Origin of the sequence: Methanosarcina horonobensis HB-1 = JCM 15518 (genome assembly GCF_000970285.1) — an archaeon.
Taxonomy (GTDB): Archaea; Halobacteriota; Methanosarcinia; order Methanosarcinales; family Methanosarcinaceae; genus Methanosarcina; species Methanosarcina horonobensis.
In genome coordinates, this window is record NZ_CP009516.1 from 4,545,496 (window position 1) to 4,571,911 (window position 26,416).

The 26,416-nt window shown below is 38.7% G+C and carries 19 protein-coding genes and 1 pseudogene; 8 read left to right on the forward strand and 12 right to left on the reverse strand.

Annotation, left to right across the window (positions count from 1 at the left end):
• Positions 1-570: 570 nt before the first annotated feature.
• The 6 genes from MSHOH_RS19785 to MSHOH_RS19815 all read right to left on the reverse strand — a co-directional run bounded on the left by MSHOH_RS19785 (position 571) and on the right by MSHOH_RS19815 (position 6,990).
• A complete protein-coding gene (locus MSHOH_RS19785) occupies positions 571-1,446 on the reverse strand; it encodes a hypothetical protein (protein WP_162197668.1) in 876 nt (291 codons plus the stop codon).
• Between the two features lie 601 nt (positions 1,447-2,047).
• Positions 2,048-2,698: a YggS family pyridoxal phosphate-dependent enzyme gene (locus MSHOH_RS19795; RefSeq protein WP_052730944.1), complete on the reverse strand. Its 651-nt coding sequence runs from the start codon at positions 2,696-2,698 to the stop codon at positions 2,048-2,050.
• A gap of 340 nt (positions 2,699-3,038) precedes the next feature.
• A complete protein-coding gene (locus MSHOH_RS19800) occupies positions 3,039-4,286 on the reverse strand; it encodes an RNA-guided endonuclease InsQ/TnpB family protein (RefSeq protein ID WP_048142276.1) in 1,248 nt (415 codons plus the stop codon).
• Complete coding sequence (gene tnpA, locus MSHOH_RS19805; protein ID WP_048140969.1) at positions 4,249-4,689, reverse strand: IS200/IS605 family transposase; 441 nt, start codon at positions 4,687-4,689, stop codon at positions 4,249-4,251. Before tnpA ends, MSHOH_RS19800 begins: the two co-directional genes overlap by 38 nt.
• Before the next feature lie 1,345 nt (positions 4,690-6,034).
• Positions 6,035-6,355 (reverse strand): M14 family metallopeptidase, encoded by a 321-nt coding sequence (locus tag MSHOH_RS19810; protein ID WP_162197669.1) that lies wholly within the window; start codon positions 6,353-6,355, stop codon positions 6,035-6,037.
• Between the two features lie 329 nt (positions 6,356-6,684).
• Positions 6,685-6,990 (reverse strand): pentapeptide repeat-containing protein, encoded by a 306-nt coding sequence (locus tag MSHOH_RS19815; RefSeq protein WP_052730945.1) that lies wholly within the window; start codon positions 6,988-6,990, stop codon positions 6,685-6,687.
• A 466-nt stretch (positions 6,991-7,456) separates the two neighbouring features.
• Between MSHOH_RS19815 and MSHOH_RS19820 the strand changes: the two genes are divergently transcribed.
• Positions 7,457-7,663 (forward strand): hypothetical protein, encoded by a 207-nt coding sequence (locus tag MSHOH_RS19820; RefSeq protein WP_048143683.1) that lies wholly within the window; start codon positions 7,457-7,459, stop codon positions 7,661-7,663.
• 237 nt (positions 7,664-7,900) lie between these two features.
• Here MSHOH_RS19820 and MSHOH_RS24440 read toward each other — a convergent pair whose 3' ends face one another.
• Positions 7,901-8,197: a hypothetical protein gene (locus MSHOH_RS24440; RefSeq protein ID WP_162197670.1), complete on the reverse strand. Its 297-nt coding sequence runs from the start codon at positions 8,195-8,197 to the stop codon at positions 7,901-7,903.
• Between the two features lie 191 nt (positions 8,198-8,388).
• Between MSHOH_RS24440 and MSHOH_RS19830 the strand changes: the two genes are divergently transcribed.
• From MSHOH_RS19830 to MSHOH_RS24125, 5 genes are all read left to right on the forward strand, one after another.
• The gene (locus tag MSHOH_RS19830) at positions 8,389-8,973 is read left to right on the forward strand and encodes a sugar O-acetyltransferase (RefSeq protein WP_048142282.1); all 585 of its coding nucleotides are present in this window, start codon (positions 8,389-8,391) and stop codon (positions 8,971-8,973) included.
• A gap of 476 nt (positions 8,974-9,449) precedes the next feature.
• Entirely contained in the window at positions 9,450-10,613 is a 1,164-nt protein-coding gene (locus MSHOH_RS19835) for an amidohydrolase (RefSeq protein ID WP_048142284.1), read from the forward strand.
• Positions 10,614-11,003: 390 nt separating this feature from the next.
• Complete coding sequence (locus MSHOH_RS24120; RefSeq protein ID WP_158024246.1) at positions 11,004-11,162, forward strand: hypothetical protein; 159 nt, start codon at positions 11,004-11,006, stop codon at positions 11,160-11,162.
• Positions 11,163-11,859: 697 nt separating this feature from the next.
• Positions 11,860-13,104: a cytochrome D1 domain-containing protein gene (locus MSHOH_RS19840; RefSeq protein ID WP_239451073.1), complete on the forward strand. Its 1,245-nt coding sequence runs from the start codon at positions 11,860-11,862 to the stop codon at positions 13,102-13,104.
• Between the two features lie 287 nt (positions 13,105-13,391).
• Positions 13,392-13,550: a hypothetical protein gene (locus MSHOH_RS24125; protein ID WP_158024247.1), complete on the forward strand. Its 159-nt coding sequence runs from the start codon at positions 13,392-13,394 to the stop codon at positions 13,548-13,550.
• A 527-nt stretch (positions 13,551-14,077) separates the two neighbouring features.
• On the opposite strand, the pseudogene MSHOH_RS19850 reads toward MSHOH_RS24125, so the two are convergent.
• The 5 genes and pseudogenes from MSHOH_RS19850 to MSHOH_RS19870 form a co-directional block, all read right to left on the reverse strand.
• Positions 14,078-14,505 (reverse strand): annotated as a pseudogene (locus MSHOH_RS19850) (GyrI-like domain-containing protein).
• An 827-nt stretch (positions 14,506-15,332) separates the two neighbouring features.
• Entirely contained in the window at positions 15,333-16,604 is a 1,272-nt protein-coding gene (locus MSHOH_RS19855; RefSeq protein ID WP_048142287.1) for an NRAMP family divalent metal transporter, read from the reverse strand.
• Positions 16,605-17,099: 495 nt separating this feature from the next.
• Positions 17,100-18,305, reverse strand: a complete 1,206-nt coding sequence (locus MSHOH_RS19860; RefSeq protein ID WP_052730946.1) for a PGF-CTERM sorting domain-containing protein — start codon at positions 18,303-18,305, stop codon at positions 17,100-17,102.
• Between the two features lie 1,215 nt (positions 18,306-19,520).
• Positions 19,521-22,079, reverse strand: a complete 2,559-nt coding sequence (locus MSHOH_RS19865; protein WP_048142288.1) for a PocR ligand-binding domain-containing protein — start codon at positions 22,077-22,079, stop codon at positions 19,521-19,523.
• 337 nt (positions 22,080-22,416) lie between these two features.
• Positions 22,417-23,217, reverse strand: coding sequence for an acetoacetate decarboxylase family protein (locus MSHOH_RS19870; RefSeq protein WP_048142290.1), 801 nt, complete (start codon positions 23,215-23,217; stop codon positions 22,417-22,419).
• Positions 23,218-23,527: 310 nt separating this feature from the next.
• Here MSHOH_RS19870 and MSHOH_RS19875 point away from each other — a divergent pair, with 310 nt between their 5' ends.
• On the forward strand, positions 23,528-25,933 hold the full coding sequence (locus MSHOH_RS19875; RefSeq protein WP_204245355.1) for a DUF362 domain-containing protein: 2,406 nt from the start codon (positions 23,528-23,530) through the stop codon (positions 25,931-25,933).
• Positions 25,927-26,403: a hypothetical protein gene (locus MSHOH_RS19880; RefSeq protein ID WP_048142292.1), complete on the forward strand. Its 477-nt coding sequence runs from the start codon at positions 25,927-25,929 to the stop codon at positions 26,401-26,403. The genes MSHOH_RS19875 and MSHOH_RS19880 overlap by 7 nt, the downstream gene beginning before the upstream one ends.
• The last annotated feature ends 13 nt before the right edge of the window (positions 26,404-26,416 follow it).

Genomic DNA, 26,416 nt, shown 5'->3' on the forward strand with positions numbered 1-26,416 from the left:
AATTCATTTTCATTTTTTTGTCCCTAAATCCGAATATCGAGGCTAGTACCCTATATCTATGACCAAAATTAGAGATTCACAATTAATAGAAATTTTTTTATATAGTCACAATATTTTGAATTTAGTTGCCATAACCTGCTAATAATATTCCACATTATCATTTATAATTTTATTTTTACAATCTTCAGTTTTCTAAAATTATTAGAAGTTACTTACATAATCTTAACAGGTTTAAGAAGATAGTATACACTCTCGTTAGAATGGTATACTTTATATCAAGAAAAGTTTTCGTTATCCAGAGACTTCACACAGCGGAGGTCCTGAGTTCGAATCTCAGCGGGCCAACTTTTGATTTTTGTTTTCTAATTCTGAGAGCTTATTAGTTTTCAATAATAAAGCATAATCTTAAAGGCGTAACAGGGATTATATAAAATTCACAAATAAAAAATGATTTGATAAGAATTTAAAGGCAAATCACTTGGTTGCAATGTACCCAAAAATTCTTGTTACCATGGTGAACCTATTCGAATTATAGTGTTAATTCCAACAATTTAGATAGGGATTAATACATCATTCTTTTCTTTGACCTGTCCATCCTCCACTCCATGTTGCACCTTCTGAACCATATCTCCAGTTACCAGTGAACGAATTACCGTCTGAACTTAACTTTAATTCTACATCTCCTGCATCATTCGGACCTGTATATGATGGACTTTCAGACCACGTTCCAATAAAAATATCGCCATTTACGACACCTACCAGTTTTCCTTTGTCATGGGTATATTCGCCGATAATTTGATTTCCAGATCTCTCGAATTTCATATCTCCCCAATTTGATGTCCATTCGCCAACAAAGCTATAATCCGTTTCTTCTACTTCAAAACCACTTTGAGGAGCTATGAGTTCTTCTTCATTTCCAGACTCAGAATTAATAAGAGCTACATCATTAGACAGAATTTCTAATGGTATTGACTCAGTGGGGCCATCAATTATCTCGAATTCAACAGACTCTGAAACTCCTGAACCCGTTATTTTCACTTCGTATTCACCAATTGGCCATCCGCTATCTGGCTTTTCGAGAATGAATGCTCCTCTTCCGAAATCTTCTCCCGTCTCGGACTCAAATGTGTGTATTAGATAATCTTCGTTCAGATAAGTCCATTCGATAGTTAAGACATCATTGTTAAAATTATCATAAACAAACCATACATATAGTTTGTCTGAGTCTTTTGAATATTTTAGTACTTTATCAACAGGAATAAAGTTGTTTATTGAAGAAGTCATCATAACTTCCAATAATCTTGGTTCGCCGTCCTGTGTCATATCTCCATACTTCTCAGTTATTGCATTAACCATTTCAGATTCTTCTTCTGTTGCACCAAAATTTCCTGGTTTATAAGAATCTGTAATGTCCACACAACCAGATAGAAAAATGCTTACTGTCAATAAAATGTATAACAGCGTTTTGTATTTCATTATATCACATTATTAAATAATAAATTATGATATAAAAATTCTTTTGAAATGTTAGTCACATTTATTATAGTGAATTTTCGTAGATTCAATGTTCCCTCTTGCTATCGATTTTAAAAAATATGTAGCTAATTACTTGTTTACATTACAAGAGATGACAATATCTGTGCAAAGACTGCCGATACACATTTATTTTATATTTTTTTAATATGTCATCATATGAATCCAGATACTTTATTTTTAAATTTTATTAGAACATTGAAATAATTTCTTTTAGTAGATTCAGAGATTTTCTTATGGAGCAGCAAATCTTTGAATTTGTCCTTATGTTCAACCCAGATATTACTAAGAGCATAATCCTTTTGTTCATCAGTATTCTGCTGTTCGGGTATTTCATTCAATGAACGAGAAGATCTATTATTTTTTGGCTCGCCAAATACGGTGCTCGCGTCGTTTATTCCCCAGCCTTCACACGGCGGAGGGCCTGAGTTCGAATCTCAGCGGGCCCACCATATATTTCACTATCTTTTTCGCCTTTTTTTGAGTAAGGAGTTTTTTCCACAAACCAGCACTTTCAGTACTTCCTCTTCCCGAATATGGCAGAACCCACACGTACCATGGTGGCTCCTTCCTCAATGGCAATCCTGTAGTCACTGGACATGCCCATGGATAGTGTCCTGATATCGATATTGTCCCGGTTTTCCTGCTTGATTTCATCAAAAAGGGCCTTCATCTTCCTGAAATAGGAACGGGTTTGTTCAGGGGGTACAAAAGGAGGGATGCACATGAGGCCTTCCACACGGACATTCCTTAAAGAGCGGATCTCTTTTATTGCGTTTTTTATCTCATCAAGTCCGAGTCCGTATTTTTGTGGCTCGTTGCCGATGTTAACCTGAAGATAGACTCTCTGTACTTTGTCAATATCCCTGGCTCTCCTGTCAATAATCCTTATCAACTTCAGGGAGTCAATTGACTGAATAACATCAAATAGAAGTACGGCTTTTTTGACTTTATTTGTCTGTAAATGGCCTATAAGATGTGTCTCACAGGGCAGTATATCATCACGTTTATCCTCGTACTCCTGAACCCGGTTCTCTCCAATAATAGTGGCTCCGGCCCGAATGGCTTCGTTTATCCTCTCAGGCTCAATCGTCTTGGTAATGCAAACCAGTGTTGTGCTTCCAATCTTTTCAAGGATCAACTTTGTATTTTCATAGACTGGCATTGCTGTCCCTAAATCTGTCTTTATTCAAAAGTAGCTGTATTTAAATGATTCCAATTATGGCTTTATGGAGTGAGAATATAATCCATCCTATAGACATGCTGAGATATTTTTCAGGCTGTTTTTTATTTTTGTCTTAACTTTCTTTTTCGGGTTGAGAGGCAAAGATTGTATAGACCGATAGGTTTTGGCACTTTTGTATATGTGTCCGTGGGCGCTTGCTATCACTGCTATGATGAATTGTTAAGAGCCTGACCTTTTTGTTCGTCAGTATTCTGTTGAGTGAACTACCCCTCCCTGCTTTCTTCGAAAGCGAGGACGGAGCTTCCTTCGAGTGATTACGTCACTTGGATATTTGCAGAATGCATGTATCCATCAGTAAACCTGTTTGTCGAAGATTATCAGAAAACTTCTGATAGCCTGTCCACAGGGCATTCTGTGATAAGAACCGCTTCATAATATTGATAGCACTATTTCTATCTCTATCAATTACGTTTCCACAATCACATTTCATAGTCCGTTCATAAAGAGGCATCTCGTGTCTTTTTCCACAAACATAACACTCTTTTGAAGTATAGCTTTCATCAATTTTTATTACCCTTTTACCTATAAATTCTGCTTTATAGGCTAAAAATTCGATGAAGCGAGATAAATATCCTTGATTTTGGGTTGATCTGTTTTGAGAACGTTTTCTTTTTCCTTTTAACTTCTTAGATTGAGCCATTTCCTTGACACTAAGATCACCAACAATTATAGTATTGGCTTTAGTGTTCTCAATCATGGTTTTAGAAAGCTTATGCTGAAAATCTTTGATCTGATTAGATTTCTTTGCTTCTATTTTTCTATATGTTTTGTGTAGTCTATTCCATCTCTTGCTTCCTTCTTTACAATGATCTCTTCTGGATTTAATTAGATCTATCTTCGAATTCCAATATTTATCTGTTCTTGGTGTTTTAACTTCAAAGAATTTTCCTTGAGTGTTTAGTGCTGTCACTATTTTTGTAATTCCTAAGTCTATTGCTTGATACAAATCGTTATCAACATACTCTGTGATTGGAGTTTCTTCGTATGTTATGGATACAAAGAATTTTCCTCTGCCCTTATATGGATCATCATTGTAAATTTCAATCTGCTTGATTGCCAACAAATCAAATGCGTTTCCTACTTCGAAAGATAATGGGATTTCATTTACCTTATGAGAGAAACTGAGTTTTCCATCCTTGATTTTGAATCCGCTTTGATTGTAAACCAGAGTTATAAAATATTTTCCACTTCTGAATTTTGGTGGTCTTGCAGATTTATCACCATTTTTCCAGAGCGAAAAGAATGATTTATAACTAGCATCGAGCTTTTTCAGAACTGATTGCAGTACTTTAGAATACACTATATTGTACTCAGGAAATTTTTCTTTTAATGTTGGAAGCTGATTCTGTTGTTCTACATACTTTACACTTCTCTGTTCAGTTTTCCATGCTTCTTTTCTTTCAGCTAGAGCGAAATTATAGAGGCATCTACACTGTTCCGAGAGTTGCCAAAGAACATCTACCTGTTCTTCAGTTGGATTTATCTTGATCTTCTTCGTCAGATGCATATTTGCCTTGATTCTCCACATATTTTTTAAGTACGTCTAGGGTTACCTGCCCTGTCGATGCTATAAAATACGATCTTGACCAGAACATATCTTTCCATAACATAGTTTTTACTTCAGGAAAATTTTTTCGAATCTCCCTTGAAGTTATTGTTTTGATGGTGTTAATGTACTTTGGAATATCGAGTGAAGGTTTTGCTGAAAATAATAAATGAAAGTGATCTTTGTCACACTCTATATTCAACACTTCAACTTTGAAGGTTTCACTTATGTTATGGATTTTAGTTTTGAGAAAATCAATAATTAGAGGATTAGTTAGAGCCTTTCTTCTATATTTCACACATTGGACGAAATGATAATGGAGTGAATATACAGAATGGCTTCCTCGATCCAGTTTATACTGCATAGTTATTACTATATTGATATAACTATAAGTATAATAATTATGCTAATGTTGTTTTGTAGAAGTTGACGGCTTTCATCCCCCACCTGCCAGCCTGATGGCTGTCGAGGAAGGGGACTTCCCGCCTTAGAGTTAAATTGCTCATTCAATAAAAAAGGAAGACTGATCGAAGTTGGCTCGTCATTTACTGTGCGTGCATCGCTTATATCCCAGCCTTCACACGGTGAAGGTCCTGAGTTCGAATCTCAGCGAGACCACTTTTTTTACCTTCTTTCTTTTCTGATTCTAAGAGCTTATAGAGCTTCTTTTCTAATGCTTCAACTCTTGTTTCGAGGTCAAATTTTGCTTATGGTTGCACAACTTTAAGTTCGCAGTTAAGCTCTTCTTCAAAAGCGATTACATATACAGGCTCTGCCTCTCCTCGATTCTGGGTCATTGGAGCGATTTTGAATTCCAAGGAAAGAAAGTTATTGGGCACATAGGAACCAAAAATCCTTACTATGCTCTCTGAGCCTCTCATAGCTCGAAAAAAAATTCTTGAAGGACTACTTTTACTCCAAGGAGCGAAAACTCCGTTCTGAGCGTCAATAAAACCGTGGTCAAAGCAAAGCTGGTTATGGAAGAATTGGAGAGGACAAAACATAAGATGGCGGAAAGATACTCACTTCTTCAGATATTTACCTTTTTCTCAGTTCTGAAACTGTTCATGAAGAACACCGTATATTTGTGAAAAAGTCCAGCAGTAGAGTCATGGTTCAAACGATAATGGAGAAAATGGTGGAACTATATCCGGAAAAGGTCAGAAAGAGCAAAAAGAGGAAGGGGAAAGGAACTTCTTTTTGGATTATGAAGGAACGCGATAACGATTTTTGAGCACACAGTACCTAAAGAGTATGGTTTTCCGTACTTTACCTTATTTAGTATGTACTTCTTTGAGGATCAGTTGAGGGGAAAAATGACATTTTTAGCAGAATAATAAAAGAAGATTGCCCCATCTGAAGGGTAAAGCTGGAAAAGATATGGAAGATTTTACTCCAATATATTGAAGAGATTGATATGGTTAGATGAGATTGTAAAAAGATTTCATGAAATTAATTGGTAGAAAGTACGTTTCCAATACTTTCTTTTAGGTTTGACCGTATGGTGCTCAGTACGGTTATTTCAGTCGGGGTTAAAGTTATTCTTCGGATTGACTTGCGGTAACTGACATAGAACCCTCTGTCAGTATCTTACTAAATTTTTTGGAGTATTGTGGCCCTGGTGATTTCGATGAAAAATTCCATTAATTTCAGTAGCCACTCCCGTTTAAAGCTATATTAAGCCTAAATTTCAACGAAAAAAATGAAAATTATATACAAGATACTAGTTTGATTAGTTTCGAAGACCCTTCGACAAGGAGTTCAATAATCACAGGTTTAACTAAATCATCCCATAATGATTTAGGACCTAATTGATAACCGTAATCATATGGATCCAATTGATAACCGTAATCATATGGATCTAATTGATAGCCGTAGTTGTATGGATTTGATTGAGAACCATAACTATATGGATAAGCAGAACCCACTCCAGCAGTGCTTACCATCATTAGAAACACTACAGCGATGATCTTTAAAACTGCCATGATATCACGTTCTGAACTTTGTTTCTTAAATGTTCGTTCATTCAAAATACTAATAAGCCTTTTTCATAAATAAGGATAATCAGATTAATTATAATCATTTAGTAGATATTAATTGAAAAATTGGTTTTTACAAATTCGAAGGGAAGTTTTATAAAATCATCTATATCAAATATGCTATTGTAGTGGAATTAAACATGATACCAAAATCAAAAAATTTCAACGGCTTGCCCTGAAATGTATTTATTTTCCACATTTTAAGGCTTGTTTCCTACAGTTTTCGATATGCTAGAAGGATTATAGTGGCACTTTGGTATTTTGTTGCCTACGACTTTGCACGGAGAAGAGTCTTGTAACCGTAGATGGCACCAAAAAAATCATTCATCAGGTTTCTCAAACAGAGCAGGGTACTTCTCTCTTAATGCTATTTCACGCTCTGGATCTAATTTTGCATTGTAAAGTGTTTTCACTTTAGAAAGCTGGTCAATTGTTAGATTTTTAGCTCCTATAAGGTCTGTTCCTTCTAGATTAGCATCTGCTAGATCAGCATTTGCTAGATCAACATTCGATAGATTGGCCCATCTAAAATAAGTTCTTTCAAGGTGAGTTCCATTGAGATAAGCTCCTATAAGGTCAGGGAAATCAAGAAAAACACCTTCAAGATGAGCTCCTTTTCTATTCAACAGGGTGTGTATTTTTGTGTCTGTAACCTGTATCTTGTATCGGGTACCCCTGGCCGAAATTCACGGATTAAGTATTCCTATATAGGTATCCAAGAGAATTCAGGCAAACAAGAGTAATGCTTTTTCTCTTAAGTTTAAACTTGAAGGTATAGTCTCAGCAAGGGCTGAAGGTAAAAGAAACAACTGATTAAAATTATCATTTAAATCTTTAAAAATAATTTATTGGAAAAATTCTCGGTAGATATTGAAGCGAAGATCGAAAAATAATATGTGAATGAACTACTATTATCTCTTTTTCCGGCTTTATTATATCCATCTGACTAATATGATATCATCAATATCTCTGGAATACTACCTAAATAACATTAGTTCAATAAGATAACTATTTATAGTAAGTTCTTGTACTTACTATCAAAGTACAATCAAAAAAAACTTTCAGTGGGGAAGAAAAATGAGTGGGAGATATATGAAAAAGAATGAGATATATTTCGGGCAGTTTGACAGCAAAATAGGCTATGATGGTGCTGTAATTCACGGAGGAAACAGCATTGAAGGCCGAATAATGAGAGGTATGGGCTTACTTGGATATTTCCTGTACTTGTTTCTAGCATCACTGCCAATAGCTTACGTGCTGATAAAAATATCCTCAATGGTCTTTGGGAAAATAATGTAAATATGTGTTTCTACGCAAAAACTCTCGATCGGTGGATTAGAGCGAGATTGTGGAGGAAACAATAAAAATGACTTAATTGAAAAATATTTGGGAAGAGCAAAATCAGTAAAAAAAATCTGGACCCGAGTTTCATTGGTGTACTAACATCGTTTTTGGTTGCAGTGGTATCATGCATGGTTATATCCTGAACAAGGAAATGCCTGACTGATCTACCAGGACTAGATATGACCCTCAAGGTTATGCTGGAGATTGGATTGTAAAGCTTATCGATTCCACATCACCTTTATCTGATCTCCAACTTAACATTTTTTTATGTCTTTTATGGAGTATCCATTCTTTGAATTTGTCCTTATGTTCAGCCCAGATATTGTTAAGAGCATTATCGTTTTGTTCATCATTGTTCTGTTGATTTGATTCCTCAGTCAAAGAGAAAGAAATGTCTATCTTATTTGGCTCGTCAAACATGGTGCTTGTGTCGCTTATTCTCCAGCCTTCACACGCGGAGGCCCTGAGTTCGAATCTCAGCGGGCCCACTTTTGTTTTTTGGCTTTATCTTCCTTATTTTTCGATTCAAAGAATATATTGAGCTTTTTTCTAATGCTTCTTATTCTTGCTTCGAGGTCGGGTTTATCTCAGGGTTGTTTAACTTTAAGTTCACAGTTAACCTCTTTTTAAAGAACAATTAAATAAACAGAATTATCGTTTTACTAAGGAGAAAAACAATAATGACTGAAAGAACTGAAAAAGAAAAAGCAACCCAGAGTTTATTATATAATGCAAGCTATGATAAAGAGCTGATCGATGAACGAGCTTATTGTAAAGCACTTTGCTACGAATATAATCGGCTTCATCCAGCAAAAATTGGGGAAAGGACAACTTTAATTCAGAAACTTTTTGGCAAAACCAGCGGTTCTTTTCTTATTGAGCCGCCATTTATATGCGACTATGGCTACAACATAGAAATAGGTAACAATTTCTATGCAAATCACAACTGTATTATCCTTGACGGAGCAAAGATTGTTTTTGGGGATAATGTAATGATCGCTCCACACTGTGGCTTCTATACAGCTGGACATCCGCTTGATGCAGAACGTCGTAATGCAGGACTGGAGTATGCTTATCCAATTAAAGTCGGCAACAATGTATGGGTAGGCGGGAATGTTGTTGTACTACCTGGGGTAACTATAGGAGATAATACTGTCATCGGCGCTGGAAGTGTTGTGACAAAAAATATTCCGTCTGGCGTTGTTGCCTTTGGGAATCCTTGCAGGGTTATTCGTGAGATTATCGATGAGGATAAGAAGTTTTAATCCTTGTTTTTGTTGGCCTGACTCTTGAATTTAAATATAGATCGAAAATATGTGCATTAAATAGGATATTTTCCGTCTCTGCTTCTATACAGCCTTCACACGGCGGAGATCCTGAATCCGAATCTCAGCGAGCCCATTTTTTGGTATTATTTTCCTTATTTTCTGATTTAGAGACTTTGTATACTTCTTTTTCTAATGCTTCAACTCTTGCTTCAAGGTCGGATTACCTAAAGTTTCATACTTTTATGTTTATTAATGCCAAATAGGGGTTATGAAACCTCTAAATAACTTAATATTTAGGTCAAGGAAAAATTAGTGAGAAGATACCTTCCAAGCTTCCCTCAAAAGCTTTACTGAGTCCTTTCTTCTAAAGGGATTTGACTTCTTCTAAAGGGATTTGACTGTTAGATATTACTTAAAAATTATATATTAGTTTATATAATATAAAATAACATAATCACGAAAAGTGAGTATTTATGAGAAGAATAATTAAAAACGCAAAAATCTATACGATGTCAGAGTTCGGAATATTGGAAAATTCAGATATACTTATCGAAGATAATAAAATAGTGGAGATGGGCAGGATAAATGGGGAAGCAGACGATATAATTGATGCAAATGGTAAACTTGTTTTCCCAGGCTTCATAGATGCACACTCACATGTCGGAATTTATGAGGATTCTATGGGTTTTGAAGGTGCAGACGCTAATGAAGATACTGATCCTGTTATGCCTCAACTCAGAGCAATTGATGGAATAAATCCCTGTGATATTTCTTTCAGCGAAGCCTTAAGAGCCGGGATTACTGCAACAGCAACAGGTCCGGGAAGTGCTAATGTTATTGGTGGACAGTTTGCTGCAATAAAAACCTATGGTACAAGAATAGACAATATGATAATTAAAGCACCTGTTGCAATGAAAGTTGCTTTTGGGGAGAATCCCAAAAGGGTTTATAAAGAGATAAATAAAACTCCAACAACTCGAATAGCAACAGCAGCTATGTTAAGAGAGGTCCTTTTTAAGACAGCTGAATATATGTCTAAAAAAGAGAAATCTGCTGCAAAAAATGAAGATGGACCTGAATTCAACATTAGATTTGAAAGCCTGATTCCGGTCTTGAAAGGGAAAATTCCGTTAAAAGCTCACGCGCACAGGGCTGACGATATATATACTGCAATTAGAATCGCCAAAGAGTTCAACCTGAATCTTACATTAGAGCATGTAACTGACGGATACTTGATGCTTGATGAGCTTAAAAAAGAAAAATATCCATGTATAGTTGGACCTAATCTCGCTGGAAGATCAAAGATAGAGCTTAAGAACTTAAGTTTTAAAAACCCAGGGATGTTATCAAAGAATGGCATAATGGTTGCAATTATGACAGACCACCCTGTAATTCCAATTCAGTATCTTGTTTTGTGTGCTGCTCTATCTGTTAAAGACGGAATGGATGAATATGAAGCTCTTAAAGCAATAACCATAAATCCTGCCAAAATACTGGGCATAGATGACAGGGTTGGCAGTATTGAAAAGGGCAAGGACGCTGATATCGTCATTATGGATGGTCACCCGTTTGATACATTTTCTACCACTCACATGGTATTAGTAAATGGTGAAATCGCTTATAAGGCAGAGAAATAAAATGGATAGACGGAAAGTTAAGTATCAAAAATAACTAAGCAGTTGAGTAATCACTTTCCTCTTTCTCCTTTAATTTTTGTGAGGTAAAGTTGCTTTTGTTGACGAGTTAAATATCAAGGGCTTACTACTGACGCAAATTGCAATTAAAATTAGCTTGCGATGCAATAGTTAAATTGAGTCTTCGACAGAGGTCCTGAGTTCGAATCTCAGCGAGCCCACTTTTTTTATCTTTATTTTCGTTTTTAAGTGTTTATTAAGTTTCTCTGATGTCTTCCTTTCTCCGGCATGTTCGTGAATCACTTCAGTATTAATAAATATAATTTGTAACGATTTATCCTTGAAAAAATATTTATATATTTACACAGCCATGTTATTAGTGGGAGGTCTAAAATGATATTCGAAAAAGGATATACGGTTAGAAAAGTGAATACTTCACATGGCCTGGATATGTATATCTCCAGATTTGGAGAGATTGTAAGCATTATGCCATACAACCCAAGAGCTAATATTTCTAACCTGATTAAGAGAATAGAATCAATCAATTATTAAAAGTCGAGAATGCGAAGTTAGAAAAAACTTCCGCTACCTCTTTTTTTCTTCAGGTGCTTTTACAGTCTTTTGATTCACTATATTTGAATTTGCAGGAAATAATTATTATGTGGTTAAGAACCTTTTCATCCGGCTCTGCTATATTCATTTCTTTTTATGCATAAGAAAGCAGTTCATATTAAACTTAGATCCAGAAAAATAATACAGAACCTCTCTCACATCAGATGGTCTATCAATTACTACATCACGTATTCCCCAACCATTAAATAGTAGAAGGCTCTGAGTCGAATTTCAGCGGGCCTATTTTTCAATTAATTATTTCTTTAACTTATTTTTCCAGATTCTAAGAATATATATATCTTTTTTCCAGCTTTTCAATCTTCTTTCAGCATCAAATTTTTTTTCTGATTGTGTAACTTTAATGTGTACTTTTAAAATCATAAATCACTATAAAGACCGTGGTCCAAGTTGAATAACTAGTAAAATTAAACTTCATGTTAAGTTTTGAAGAGCATATAAACACACTAATATTTTTAATATCTATCACTCTATAAATATTAATTAAATATTTATCTTTAGAGGTTATTTTTAACTGAAACAGACTTAAATTAGTGAAGACTTTAGAACAAATATCCTAAGTCCAAATTTATTGATAATGATATTGGTATGAAGAATAAACACTGACCAGGGATAAAAGATGAAAAATAAAATTATACCAGCAATACCGATTGCAACTTTTTCGATTCCACTCCCATCTATGACAATGTCCAGTAAAGCACACAGAGGATATACCATCATAAAATCTTTTGGAATAACGGCACTTGCGATATTGATACTGGCGGGCGTCGCAGGTGCAGCTCCATTTGCATATGTGACGAGTGAGGGGAACTACACAAATAATGGCACCGTCTCTGTAATTGACACTGCCACAGATACTGTTACAGCTATAATTCCTATGGCAGGTTGTTCCTGGGGGATTGTAGCCACATCAGATGATACAAAAGTCTATGTGGCGGACTCGGGATTACTCAGCAGTAATGTCTCGGTAATTGACACATCGACAAATACGGTTAATGCCACAGTAAATGTAGGAGTTTGTCCCTGGGGAATTGCAGTTAACCCGGCAGGAACAAGGGTATATGTGACTATTCATAATAGTACCAATGTCTCAGTAATTGACACAGCCACAAATAGTGTAACAGACACGTTAAGTGTTGGAATTGATCCTTGCGGAATTGCAGTCTCGCCAGATGGAAAAAAAATCTATGTTACAAACGGACGCAATAACACTACTTCTGTTATTGACACGGCCACAAAGAATATTACAGCCGTTGTAAGAGTAGGAAAAGGTCCCTGGGATGTTGCAGTCAGTCCAGATGGAACAAAAGTATATGTAGCAAACGAAAACGACAGTACTGTCTCTGTAATTGACACGGCTACAAATAACGTTATAGCCACTGTAAATGTAGGAAACTATCCTTATTCAATTTCAGTTAACCCGGCGGGAACAAAGGCATATGTGGTTAACCAGGACGATAATACCGTTTCTGTAATTGACACAGCAACTAACAATGTTATAGCTACAGTTCCTGTAGGAGTTAAGCCTATTGGAGTTGCAGTAACCTCGGATGGAAAAAAAGCATATGTGACAAACTATGTCAGCAATAATGTCTCTGTAATTGACACTACCACAAATACCGTTACAGCCACAGTAAATGTAGAAAACGGTCCTTGTGGAATTGTCGGGCATTTTATAGATCCAGTAACAAAATCCAATTCTACTATGGGATCAAACAGTACTCCTTTCTTAAACCCTGTAACTCAAACTGAGAATCAGACAGATAATGCAGGAATGAAAGAAAAAAGCTCTCCTTTCATGAGCCCGATTTTAGTACTTGCAGTAGTATTAGGGACATTTAAGTATGTAAGAAAGACAAAATAATAATTGCACCAATTAGTTTCGATTTATTATGTCTCTCTTTGATAGAAGAACTTCCTAATTTATTAAAAATTGAAGGATTTCACTAAAATAGCAACATTTTACCCTAAAATGTTGCTATTTTCCCTGTTTCAAGGCTTATTTCCTTTTTTTCATATTTTACATGAGTTATCTTTTCTATGACATGTTCATTAATTGCTTCAGTATCAATAACTAGGATATGTAACGATTGATACTTGAAAAAAATATTTATATATTTCAACCACCATGTTATTAGTGGGAGGTCCAAAATGATATTCGAAAAAGGATATACGGTTAGAAAAGTGAATACTTCACATGGCCTTGATATGTATATCTCCAGATTTGGAGAAATTGTAAGTATTCTGCCATACAATCCAAAAGCTAATATTTCTAACCTGATTAAGAGAATAGAATCAATGAATTATTAAATACCGAGAGTGCGAAGTTAGCAAAACTTCCGCTACCTCTTTTTTCTTCATGTTTTTCTATAACTTTTTTATTGTCAATGTAAACCTGCAGGAAATAATTATTGTATGGAGTTTGATCCTTTTTGTCCGACTCTGTTTTACCCAGCTCTTTTTATGCATAAGGAAGCAGTCCATATTAAACTTAGATCCAGGAGAATAACAGGTTAGACATCAATTCGCCTCCTGACCATACTTGCAGATTTTAGACTTTCCGATCACCGACCAAAGTAACCGAAAAGTCCAATATTAATTGGATTCTTTGGCAAAAAACTTATCATCTTATTTTTCAAATTTATTGGAAAGTTTGCAAATTTAAAAATTATCAGGAGCCTGGAAAAATAATGATGTTTTTTGAGTTTACTCTGGTTTTTATTCAGTATTTTATTCGGCTTTTTTACTCGCCTTGAATCGAAACCAATTTTGGAACTTACCTGTGTAATATTACCTGGCTCTGTCTTGAAGAGATTTCTGCCCGGATCTTTCCCGCATCATTCCAGAGGGGCATAAATTTCGGTCAATATCTCTTCAGGCTGAACTTCTCGAGGATCGTTAAGATATACTTCACGGACGGGACCGGTAATTATTTTCCCGTTTTCTGTAATCCAGGAAAATAGTTTTTCATAAGTGAGGGTGCAGTCCTCATAAGGGCCCTTATGAACATCTTTGCCATTTTCCCTCCCGGAAGTTCATATACCTTAATTTCATCATCCCCGGTAATTTCAACAAATTCAGAGATAGGAAATACAACTTCAATATCGGCATTTCCCTCTTCGTCAGCTTTCTGGGCTTCTTCAACTGTAATCTCATGACAGAGAAAAGCAGGATAGGGGGTAATCGGAATATTTTTGCTGAAAGCAAACTCACAAATTCTGGAAAACATCACCGGAATTTCCCGGTAAGAGCCTTTCCTGCGCATACCAAGTACAGGTTGGGGACCAAGTTCGACAACAGTAATCTCGGAAATCAAAAGCCTCCTTAATTTTTTGAAGTATATTAAAGAACTTTGATATAAAGTTAAGGATATTGAACTTTTCAATTAACAGCAGAGATTCTAACTGATAATCTCAGCGGACTTACTTTTATTTTTTGCATTTATCTTCTTCATGTTCTTGTTTTAAGAGTGCATAAATTTTTTTCCCAACGAAAACTCATAAACTGAGCCCAAAAATCAAAATGTTTCTATAAAACCCCGTATCAAATAATCAATAGGTTTCTGATCAAGTAAAACAGTTCTGAGAATTTGCCGATTTAAGAGTAAAATTGATTTAGAATTGGTATATATTTTGAGAGATTAACATATAGTAAATTAAAAAAATATAGAAGGCAAATTTTTAGTTTGAAACCCCTTTATTTCCAGTGGAAAAACCCATATTCTTTTTCTCTTCGATATATTTAGGAATATAAAAAAGAAGATATACATAAATAAATTATCAATGTTCAAAATTTGATATATAATAACAGGTTAAACATTAATTGTTTCCAAGAACACGAAAAAATAAAGTCTGAATGGAAATTTTGGTAAGGCTTCCTCAACTGTAGTCTCATTGCATGGAAGAGATCTTCAATTCGGATTTCAGTAAGCCTATCAGCTTTGTTTTGTGATTTTATTCCACAATACATCTTTAAATACATCTTTATTTAGAATTTTCATTATGAGCGTTTGGGAATATAGTTAACAAAAATAGAAGTTTATGAGAGGACATCAAATTAGAATTTTGATTTTAAAAAATCATCCAGCTATCCTCATATCCTGATAAATGTCACGTAGACAAATCCGGCGGTCATCAGCAGGAAAAATATCAACCCTGCCAGGCTCAGCAGTTTGAGAAAAGGCCCTGGGCGTTCTTCGGCTGGCACGTTACTGCCGTTCATCACCCGATAATTGATATATGCCAGAATTGGCGAAGTAATAAAGCTGACAATGGCAGCAAAGCTTAACAGTTGCAGAAGGTTATCGACAAAGTACAGCACGATTATGCTGGCTGCCACTACCGACAGCAAGATCCAGAGCTGAAAAATTTGCTTGAAATGGCTGGCACAACTTTTGCTGAGCAACGTACAGCTTGCCGCCAGCGAACGCGGATAACCGTCAATACAGGTCAAGGTGGTGCTGAACATTGTGGAAAAAGCGGCCGTTAGAATAAGGGGCTTAGACCACTCACCAATACTGGCTGAGTACAAACTGACAAGCTGCTGGCTGAAGCCTGTGCTTCCACTGACAACTTCCTGGCCGGAACCGTACATTATCAGTTTACCTAGAGCCACAAAGGCCACAGCCATGACCACGGCCATAACATAACCCAGATAAAAGTCAATGGATGTTTCCCGGGTCGTAGCGAAGTGACCGGTTTCTTCTTCACGGCTGAACATCCATAGACTCGACCAGGCAGACAGGTCCACCGGCGCCGGCATCCATCCAAGCAGCATGACCAGAAACGGAAATGCCTGCCATGTCCATGGGCTGGGACTAACAAAGTCTGGAGCTGCAACAGGACCATGGACAAATGCTAGGCCCAGAGCCACTAGTGTACTCAGGCTTAGCAGAGTAACCACTAATTTAGCAAGTTTATCCAGCAGTTTATAATGTCCCAGAAGAACAGTCGCAGTGCAAAGCACCAGAATGCCAAAAGTGAAAGCGGGAATTCTGCTTCCATCAAACCCGTAGCCAGCAAAGAGCGCACCACTGAGCATGGCTACCCCGGCAGTATTGATGATTCCGGTCAGGATATTAATGACCAGAAAAATATATACATAGACAATTCCCTGTCGCTGATACCCCGCCAGAAGACTTTCTTGAGTGGCAGCCGTATAACGCTGACCGTACAGGAAAAATGGAAATTTGAACAAATTAGCCAGTAAAATTAACCCGATCAGACTCCAGCCGTACTGCGCCCCGGCCTGAGTTGACCAGACAAGATGTGAACCCCCAATAGCGGAACAGGCTACCAGAATTCCCGGCCCGATAGCTTTTAACAGATTAGAGCGGTTACCTGGGTGCTCGGCAGCTCCCAGCATGGTAGTCTAATTCGGAGGTTGCACTTCATTCATAAATGTTGTTTCGTTCATGATTATTTCTCGAAGTGTGTTTCAGGAATAAGTTCAACAAACTGTACAACGTTTTTAAAAATATAAATAATTTTTTTATTTTTAGAATGTGTTATTTAGTAGCCCATTTCTCCGGGTGATTTCGTAAATATATCCAGGCTCCCCGATATACCCAAAAAAAGCAATAGACAGGGTATTGTTTTTTAGAATTTCACTTCAATGAGCTCAAAATTATGCTTGTACTCTGGATGGGATGAGAAGAGTTAATGCAGCATGAAAGCTTTCATACGGCAGATTTTGAGTTTAAATCTCAGTGGGCTTACTTTTCTATTTAGTGTTTGCTTTCAATTCTTTCGTTTCTTTAATTACAGGTGGGCCCAGAAATAAGTAGAGAAAGAGCTACAGGATAATAGAATAATTCACTCTGTTTTTTATTCTGTTTTTTATTCTGTTTTTTATTCTGTACTATTTTCTTCTATACAAGAACATACCAAACAAACCAACGATGTCATAAACAATTTCAAAACCCGGAATGCTTTTGCTTGTGCTTTCTCCCTCTTCCGGCTTCGGGTTAACTTCTGATCTTATTTCGAGTTCAATCTCCGATCCTGTGTTTTCTCCTGAAACAATACACATATAAATGTCATTGTTTCCATTGCGTTGATCCCGCCAAAGGATCCTGTCTTTCCAGATATCAAGCTCTCCCCATTGGTTTGATTCATTGGTCGTTATCTGAGTTTCGGTGGAGGTGGAAAGATCGTAAAGGTAAATATCCAGATTTTCCCATCCTTTGCGGTAATCCACCCACACTATCCTGTCCCTGTAGATCACAGGCCCGTATTCCACTGATCCGCTTGTAGTTATTTGAGATTCGGTGGAAGTGGAAAGATTGTACATGTAGATATCCGCTTTTCCATTACGTTCATCAGTCCAGATTATTCTATCCCCGTAGATGGCAGGAGAGTGCTGTGCTGCAGGATCGGTGGTGATTTGAGTTTCCCTGAAAGTAGAAAGGTCGTACATGTAGATATCCAGATTTCCATTGCGGGAATCCTGCCACACAATCCTGTTCTCATAAAGGGCAGGAGCATCCTGCATTGACTCATTGGTAGTGATCTGGTATTCGATGGAGGTGGAAAGGTCATAAAGGTAGATATCCCAGTTTCCAGCCCTATTACCCTCTTTATCCCAACCTCCTCCATTGCGGGTGTCCTCCCACACTATCCTGTCCCCATAGATATCAGGAGAGTACTGACCTGACATATTTGCTGTAACTTGAGTTTCAGCGGAAGTGGTTAAATTATACATGCGAATATCCGCATTTTGATAACCGTTGCAGATATCTTCCCAGACTATTCTATCCCCGTAAATAGCAGGACATCTGTGATCGAAATTGTTATTTGTGATCCGAGTTTCCTCTTGAGTTGAAAGATTGTACATGTAGATGTCCCAGTTCTTTCCGTTGCGCAGATCCTGCCACACTACCCTGTCAGCGTAGATTGAAGGACAGGCTTCATCCGAATTGTTTGTAGTGATAGGAGTCTCATTTAGGGTAAGCCGGTTATTGTGTAGAGAAAATGCCAACACTACAGGAGAAGTTGAAATAAACAAAATAAAAACCAGAGCTATTGAAGCTAAACCTATTAAGTACCGATCTTCTCTATTTTTCATTTGCGACCCTCAACAATGTAATATTTGAACTTCAGGTAATTTTAAATGTATTCATTTGACTTCAAATTTTAAGATAGTTCTTCAGTCCAGGACAAAATTGATCAATAACTTACTGACACGACCAAAAATAAAACTGGTTTTAGAATCAGTTAATATTTTTGAGGTATTTTTGATGCAAAACGATATAGAAAACAAAAAGTATATAGCAAGTAAACTATTAATTCAAAACCCCTTTATTTCCAGTGGAAATTTCGTATCCATTTCCGGTTCAATATATTTACTGTTAAAAAAATATTGAGAGTGGGCATAAGTAAGTAGTCCCACCCAAAATATGATTCAGGAAAATAACAGGTTAAACATTAAGCTGCTTCGAAGAATACTGAGAAATAAGCCATAATGGAGGTTTTGGTAAATGGTTTCAAAATTCCAAAAACAGGGAATTACCTTTTCTTTGGTAATTCGAAGCCGTGAAAGAACTAACCTTTAAATTGCCGTCGAATACCTGAGTGTGACTTTGAGCACGGATGCCAAATTGCCTTTAAGGCATCTGCTGTCTATGGAAATAATTGAGGGAAGTAAGCTAGCAGGAGCAACAAACAAATCTTGAGGTTCAGGTGTCCACAAATTTTTTGCTCGATATTTTAAGAGTTATACTACACAGAACGCATTCTGCAGAGAATTCAGACATGTTTCTCTCACCCCAGGATCATTAACGGCTCAAGCCTTAGTGTTTCTTTTCTTGTCCAGTACCCACACACAGGGCAGTACTGAAAATCTCTAAAGACTTCGTTTTCAATCTCGGAGCCGCACTCTGGACACTTTTTTAATAGTAGCATTTGGTAATCTCCTTTTATTCAAAAAAGACAGAAGATAGTTCGAAATTCGTGCAAAACTTACATTGAAGGAGGTGGTTCAATCTTTCTGTTTCGTCTTGTTTTTCCGTTATTCCACTTGTCTCCAGGTTACTGACCTGCTGACATTAATGAATAGGTGAACTAAAACATAAATTTACTTATAGGGATAAAGAATTTAAAGAGATTAAATTTAAAAAATAAACTTTATAAAGCTTTAAATCATGAAAAAATCTTATGAAATAGGATAAAACACTTATCAGAAGCCTTAAAGTCCGTATACTTGAAAAAAAGGCAATTGTTCATTTATTTTTCGTCATAATACAGGATTAAGCAGGAAAACTCTTTAATAAACAAAGTTGACTTATGTTTCTGCATTTCCAAACCAGATAATGAATTTTGTTCCATGATCCTTTTTGAGTTCGATACAACCATTTATCTGCTCAACAAGAAGATTTACAAGTTGGAGACCAAGGGAATCCGTATGTGGAAACTCTATCTCTTCGGGAATGCCCTTTCCATTATCCGCTACTGTGAGCATATAATGTAAGCTATTTTTTTCCGCACAGGAAGGACCCGAACCGGAACTGTCATAGTTGGCAAGATTTTCTTTTTTGCACAGGCTTATTAGAATCTCACCTGTTTTTCCAGAGCGGAAGGCATGCTTCAGGGAATTTGAGACCAGCTCATTTACAATAATACCGAGAGGTATTGCAACATCCATGTCAAGATTGATCTTTTCAAGGTCAAGCTTCAGGTCGATACTACTATTTACAAGACTATACGAGTCGAAAAGATCTATAGTCAGTTTTTTAAGATAATCTGCAAAATCAAGGGTATCCAGTTCGTTTCCTTTATAGAGTTCTTCGTGAATCAGGGCCATTGAAGCTACACGATTCTGGCTCTCCCTGAAAGCTTCAAGCATTTTTACATCACTGAATTTATCAGCTTCAAGGCTGAGAAGAGATGAGATTACCTGCAGGTTATTTTTGATTCTGTGATGGATTTCTTTTATGTGGGTTTCCTGTATTTTTTCCAGAGCTTCTTCAGCTTTCTTGCGGTCGGTAATGTCCTGAATTATTCCCATGGCTCGAACAGGGATATTATTCTGATCAAAAATAACTTCTCTCTCCGCATGGACTGTACGTTCTTCCCCATTATCCCGGATGATCCGATAATCAATACCATGGAGTTTCCCTGTTAAGCTCTCCTTAATTGTATTATTCACATAATCCCGGTCATCCGGGTGCACATAGTTTAAGAGCTCGTCATAACTTGCACCGGGTTTTTGAGGTTCGCGTCTAAAAATGTTATAAAGTTCATCAGACCAGTGAACTTTACCGGTCACAAGATCCCAATCCCAGCTTCCAATGTGTGCTATTTTTTGGGCTTCAGATAGGCTTTTCTCGTTTTCTTTCAATGATTTATAAGCGTTTTCAAGCTCTGCTGTGCGTTCTCTAACCAATTTCTCTAAATTGTTGTGTGCTTTTTTTAGAGCTTTTTCTGCCTTTTTAAGTTCTGTGATATCACGTGCAGCAGCAAAGACTCCTATTACCTTGCCAGATTCGTCCTTATAAACTGAGGCATTATACAAGACAGGAGTTATATGTCCATCCTTATGCTGAATCTCAAGAGGATAATCCCGTACCAATCCTTCCTGGAATACATGCTGATAACCTTCTTTGGCTTTTTCAGGCTCGGTAAAATAATCTGAGAAATCAGTGCCTATGAGTTCATCTCGGGAATAGCCGGTAACTGTTTCAGTGGAATTATTGACATCGGTTATTTTTCCGTCCGGCCCTATAGTTACAAGAGGATCCAGACTGGCTTCAATCAGACTGCGGTTATAAATGTTTGAGATCCGCAGAGCTTCTTCTGCTTTTTTGCGCTTGGTGATGTCTTGCGTTATGCCGAAACCGCCAGTCACAGCTCTGTCTTTGTCACATTCAAGATATGCTTTTTCACGTACCCACCTGATCTTATCGCCTACAATAATGCGGTGCTCGATGTCGTATGGTTTACCCTCCAGCCCTGCCCTCCATTCTTTATCAACATATTCCCTATCATCCGGATGAACCGTTGAAAGAAAAGTCTCATAGGTCAAAGGGGTGCCTTTTGGGATGCCGAAGATACGGTGATTTTCATCGGACCATGTCAATTCATTTTTACGCACATCCAGACGCCAGCTTCCTATATTTCCCACGGCCTGGGCGCGGCTGAAATCTTCCCTGTTCTCCTGCAACGCGTCTACAAGGGCGTCTCGTTCCGCTAGCGATTGGGCCAACTTGATGTTGCTGTAGCTCAGCTGCGAGGTCATGTTGGCAAACGTCATGAGGAAGGACATGCCTGTGTCCACAGCCTCCCTGCTCAACCGTGGAACTTTTTCAAGCGCTGCCATATATTCCTTTTCATCGAAGCCGTATTTTCTGGCCTGGGATCGGAAAAGTTCATAGTCCAGAGGCTCGTCCTCAAAAAAGAACTGCCCTGAGAAGATATAGCCGACGTGCTGGCCGCCCACCATGATGGGAGTCACTATGTCCCACATATTGTTCTTGCATCTGTACAGCTTAAATTTTCCCGGGGCAACACCCGTTGATAACTCTGTATCGCTTTCCACACAGTGCTTGCAGGTTTCGGGATGAACTCTGTGGAATCTGGTGCAGATATCCTGCCACCCTACACCTGCCAGAACACTCCCTTTAAGATCATTTAAGCCTATGGGAATGTGAGTAAGTTTATAGAAATTCTCCATTAGAGGCTGGATAGCCTGGATATCAATGACCTCCGCCAGCTCCAGGCTCTCCACCGTCTGAGCAGGCAAGAGATTATTTTCCAGCTTCAGCCTGAAACATTGTTCACTCTGGTTCAGAACTTTTTTTATTCGCTTTCTATCCATGCCAGAATTTCTCAGGTTTGCTTTCATCACATATCTTCTCCAACCAGGAAGAGTTCACTTTGTATGTCGCATCAAGCAGGAAAATCCAATTATCTATTCTCCAGAAAGATTGCATCTGCTTGCGGTTGTTACGTATATTATTTATATGTTTTTATATAGGAATAATATATAAGTATATTCAGCAGATGTTAATCTAAAAATTGCTATAAAAAATAGTATACTTTCGATGAATTATATCGAAAATAGGAAAAGATAGTCAACCACTCTCGACTGAAGTCGAAAGCTTGTAAGTAACCATTACTAAAATCACGGGTATCCTGCTTATTTGTCATGAAAAACTGCAGTTCCAACGGGCAGGCTTTCATCACTTGAGAACTCGACCTTTATTGGGCTTTAAAATGACAATCCCTTTCGACATGATGGTTGGAGTCGTCTCGAGCATTGGCAGCTCTGCCAGTGCCTTGATGATATGCCACTGCCCCGGGTTCTGTTCCCAGCTCAATTGTGTCCACTTGACAGTGCCACTGCCTGTCCAGGCGCTGTGGACCTCGGCATCCTGCGGGTACAGTATAGGCTGGCTCAAATCAGCTCCTGGGCCGCCGACTCTGGGAATATAGCGCCATCCAAGGGCATTAATCGTGGCTGCGGAGGTCTGCATCTGTGCCAGTGTTTTCCAGTCCACAGGCTTTGCCCCAAGCATTTCCAGGCGCAGAAATGTATTACCTTCATAACTTGCAGTTGTGTAGTAATTAGGTTGAATGATGTGGAGGTCCTCGATGTCAGCATAGATTTTTGGAATACCGGTTTCCTCTCTTCCCCCAAGAATCGGCCAGGTTTTATTTTCCCAGACCACCAGAATAAACTGTCCTTCCAGCTGATCACGTTTGCCGTTGTAACGAGCTGGTACGCTGACCTGGACAAGATTATATCCCCCTCCGGCCATCCAGTCGATTTCTCGGAACTGACTATAGGAGATGTTCAGTTCAGGGCGTACCAGCTCAAAACCTTCAGGCACATAGTTTGCTAGCTGGTTTTCATCCGTGGTATACGCAAAAGTTATAGAAACCGCATCCCTGTAATACAGTGCTGCTTCAGGACCAGGGCAATCAAAACCGCCAAAGTGGGCTGGCATCCTATAACATTTACTTTCATCAAATCGAAACATGATCAAACCTCCGTACTCAGAGCAGACTATTATGCGACAGAATATATGTAATATATACAATATATATCATACATACAATTTGTTTTATATAATATTTGAATTAAGTTGATAAACGTAATATCAGGAATAATAGATTCGCAGATATAGCAACAAAAAAGGGGAGCAAAAAGGAGGTTAAAAAAGTACCACAACAGACCTGGAAGACATGGAATCTATTGTTTTATTGTAGAATTTTACTGGGAATCTTTGTCTTTTTATAGAGAAGTTTTTGATTTCGCCGTATCCGTTTCGCATAAAATGGGGGGAAAAGATGAGTGCAAGGAATGAAAGTAATCCTAAGGGTGAAATTGTAAACTCACAGCTGGGGAAGATAAAAGTCGATTCTGAGGGATCACCGGTCGCTGGCAGCAGGATGGACACCTCAAAAGCCTATTCTGGAGTCCCGGGTTTGCTCAAGAAAGTAATTAATGAGAACGATAAAGCAGCCTGGGCGAAGATAGTCGAAAAAGTAGATTATATTTATTCCAATCTTGATTATTCCCTGGGCGGGCTGGACCGTGAGACAGGTTTTGCCAGCCAGGTGAAATCACAGATCCGTGCCGGCAAGAAATTGTTATTCAAACCCAACCTTGTAGGCCCGGTTGCCATCGATGCCGGAACCCATTGTGAAGGTCTGGGTGCTTCTATCTGTACAGAATGGCCCCTGATAGCTGCTCTTATGAGGTGGTTCCATGACAGGCTTGATATTAATTATTACCAGATGGCACTGGGGGAGGCTTCAACTTCCGCCCTGCTGATGACAGTCTCTTTCAGGTTAGCCTCCGGAAAAGACATCACCACTGAAGCACTTTTTGAAGGAAGGAGTGAAGATTTCTACGGAGGCTGGGGTTTTTTCTTCGTCCGCAGGTACCTGTCCGAACGCCATCCCTCCTCCCATGAAGACGACCCTATGAAAGGTTACGAGGATAGCGTTGCCGGAAAATTTTTCCCACCTGGCAGGTCCGGAGACCAGTTAATGGTCTATGATCTGAACAAACTCGACGAAGATTTATCCAGGGGGAGGACGGTCGAAGTCCCTGATGGAGCCAACTACAAAGAGATCACACTACATAAGGTGATAGTCGGTGGGGATCCCGGTGATAGTGAAGACCTTAAAGACTACCCGGGCTGCATCCTTATTAATGTCCCCAAGCTGAAGATCCATGCTCAGGACCTTATCACAAATGCTACCAAGAACCTGGGTATCGGGCTTTATCCCACGCAGGCTCCCTGCGAGACTGGCGACGGTGAAACAAAATGGAAATATGCATGCCCGTCCAGATCGGTCCCGTCTTACAAAGGTGAGCTGCCGCATATGCCCTGGATCGTAAAGATGGACGACAAAACCAACCTGCCTGTGAAGGATGAGAACGGGGAATACATCACAACAAAAACAGCAGGAATGCCAGGGACACAGGCGGATGTTATCAGGGCAGTGCAGAACCAGAATGTATTCATGGTGCATGTCAGCGATGGAATCGATATGATTAATATCTGCCATAATCCGGATGGCAGAGCTGTAAGAATTCCCGAAGGTTATGTCTGGGCATCCCTGGATTGTGTAGCTCTCGACCTCCTCTGCGCCAGATACTGTTTCAAAACGGTGTCTATGCGTGAAGCATTGAAGCTCAAGGAAGAGAACGGCTGGCCCACGGAGTTTGTTCACCACGTACCTGTGGCAAGAGTTGACGGAACAAACATAGCAACAGAAGAAGGCCTCGATTCACCTCTTTTCAGGTATAACCTGTACCGTTATGCTGAAGCAAGAGGTGTGGGGCAGCAGAAATACTATGTTGTTGGCTGGGACGCCCTGACGGAAACACCAATGGTTTCTCTAAAAGGTCATCTGGGCAGGATAGAGGATGATAAATTTCTTGAGCTGATGACGAAAACGATGTATTATAACCCTTCATGCATGCTCTGGGACATGCAGAAGACCCTCCTTAGCTATGCAGAAGCCCATGATAAGCTGACCGGCTCCTCACTTTTAAAGGAATTTATGGATGGCTTTGATGAGAACAATGACGGGATAATAGATTACGATGAAAACGGGAGGAAAGGATTCTGGACCCCGGGTTTCAGAATACTGAATCATTCCTATGATATTATGCTAACCGAAAAGTATGGCCAGCTCAGAGGGGTTTTTTATTCTATTGCCGATTTCGGCCTCAAGCCTTCCCGCAAAGGTTGGAATTCTCAGGGGCATGATTTCATGCAGGAGTATGCGCTCGTAATGATAGCAACCCAGGCCTTTGATATGTCACGATCCGAAGAAGGAGGCGAGGATCCCTTCATTCCGGGAATGAAATGGGGCAAAGGCATGTGGCCGAGCTGGCAGCTGGCTACCTATATCCAGCTCACTAACGGAATCTATGGTTCTCAGTCTCCCGATAGTATCAACTTCCAATCTCTATATGGTACAGCGTTCCAGTACGCAGATAAGACCCGAAACGGAGGTGCCTATACCGGTAGTACGGATCAATTGACAAGTAATCCGTCTTCTATTAAAAACTACCTCCAGGCAGTCTCTGATGGCGCAGACCCTCTCAATTTCACGTTATACGTTCCCGCAGGATACGGAAAATTGAAGGCACACAGGATACCGAATGTGGAGGAGACAGATGATCCACGCAAGGTCTTCACTGCCCACTTTGGCAGTGGAGTGGAGGTATGGTAAGTCTGAGCTCGATTGATTCGTATATTCACAAACAGGCTCTGATAGCTGCCCTGATTAATATGGTGGTAAACCCTCTCCTAGTGTTTCTCATCAACAGGAATGCGGAAAGCGTTGCCTTATCCGGGATTCTGATTGATACGATAATAACCTCAATAATTATGACCTGGCTTGTGACGGTTTTCTCGGCATCTGATATTAACCGTCAGCTTCGCTCAGGCCGTTTTAAAGATGAAAATTTGCCCCGCCCAGGACCGGTTCTGTCACGGTTGCCAAGGCGAGGAGTATTACTGGGCACTGTACTGTTCATCTGTACGGTATTGATAATAGTGACTTTAACCGTTTCAATGTTCTCTCTATTCGGCATTACAGAGCTTGCCGTGGACAGACTGGCACTGTTTAAGGTTATCTATACCGGCCCGGTTGCTTATGTTGTAGCCCATCTGGCAATGATTCGGCAGCTCGGACCTTAACTAGGATGTGAAA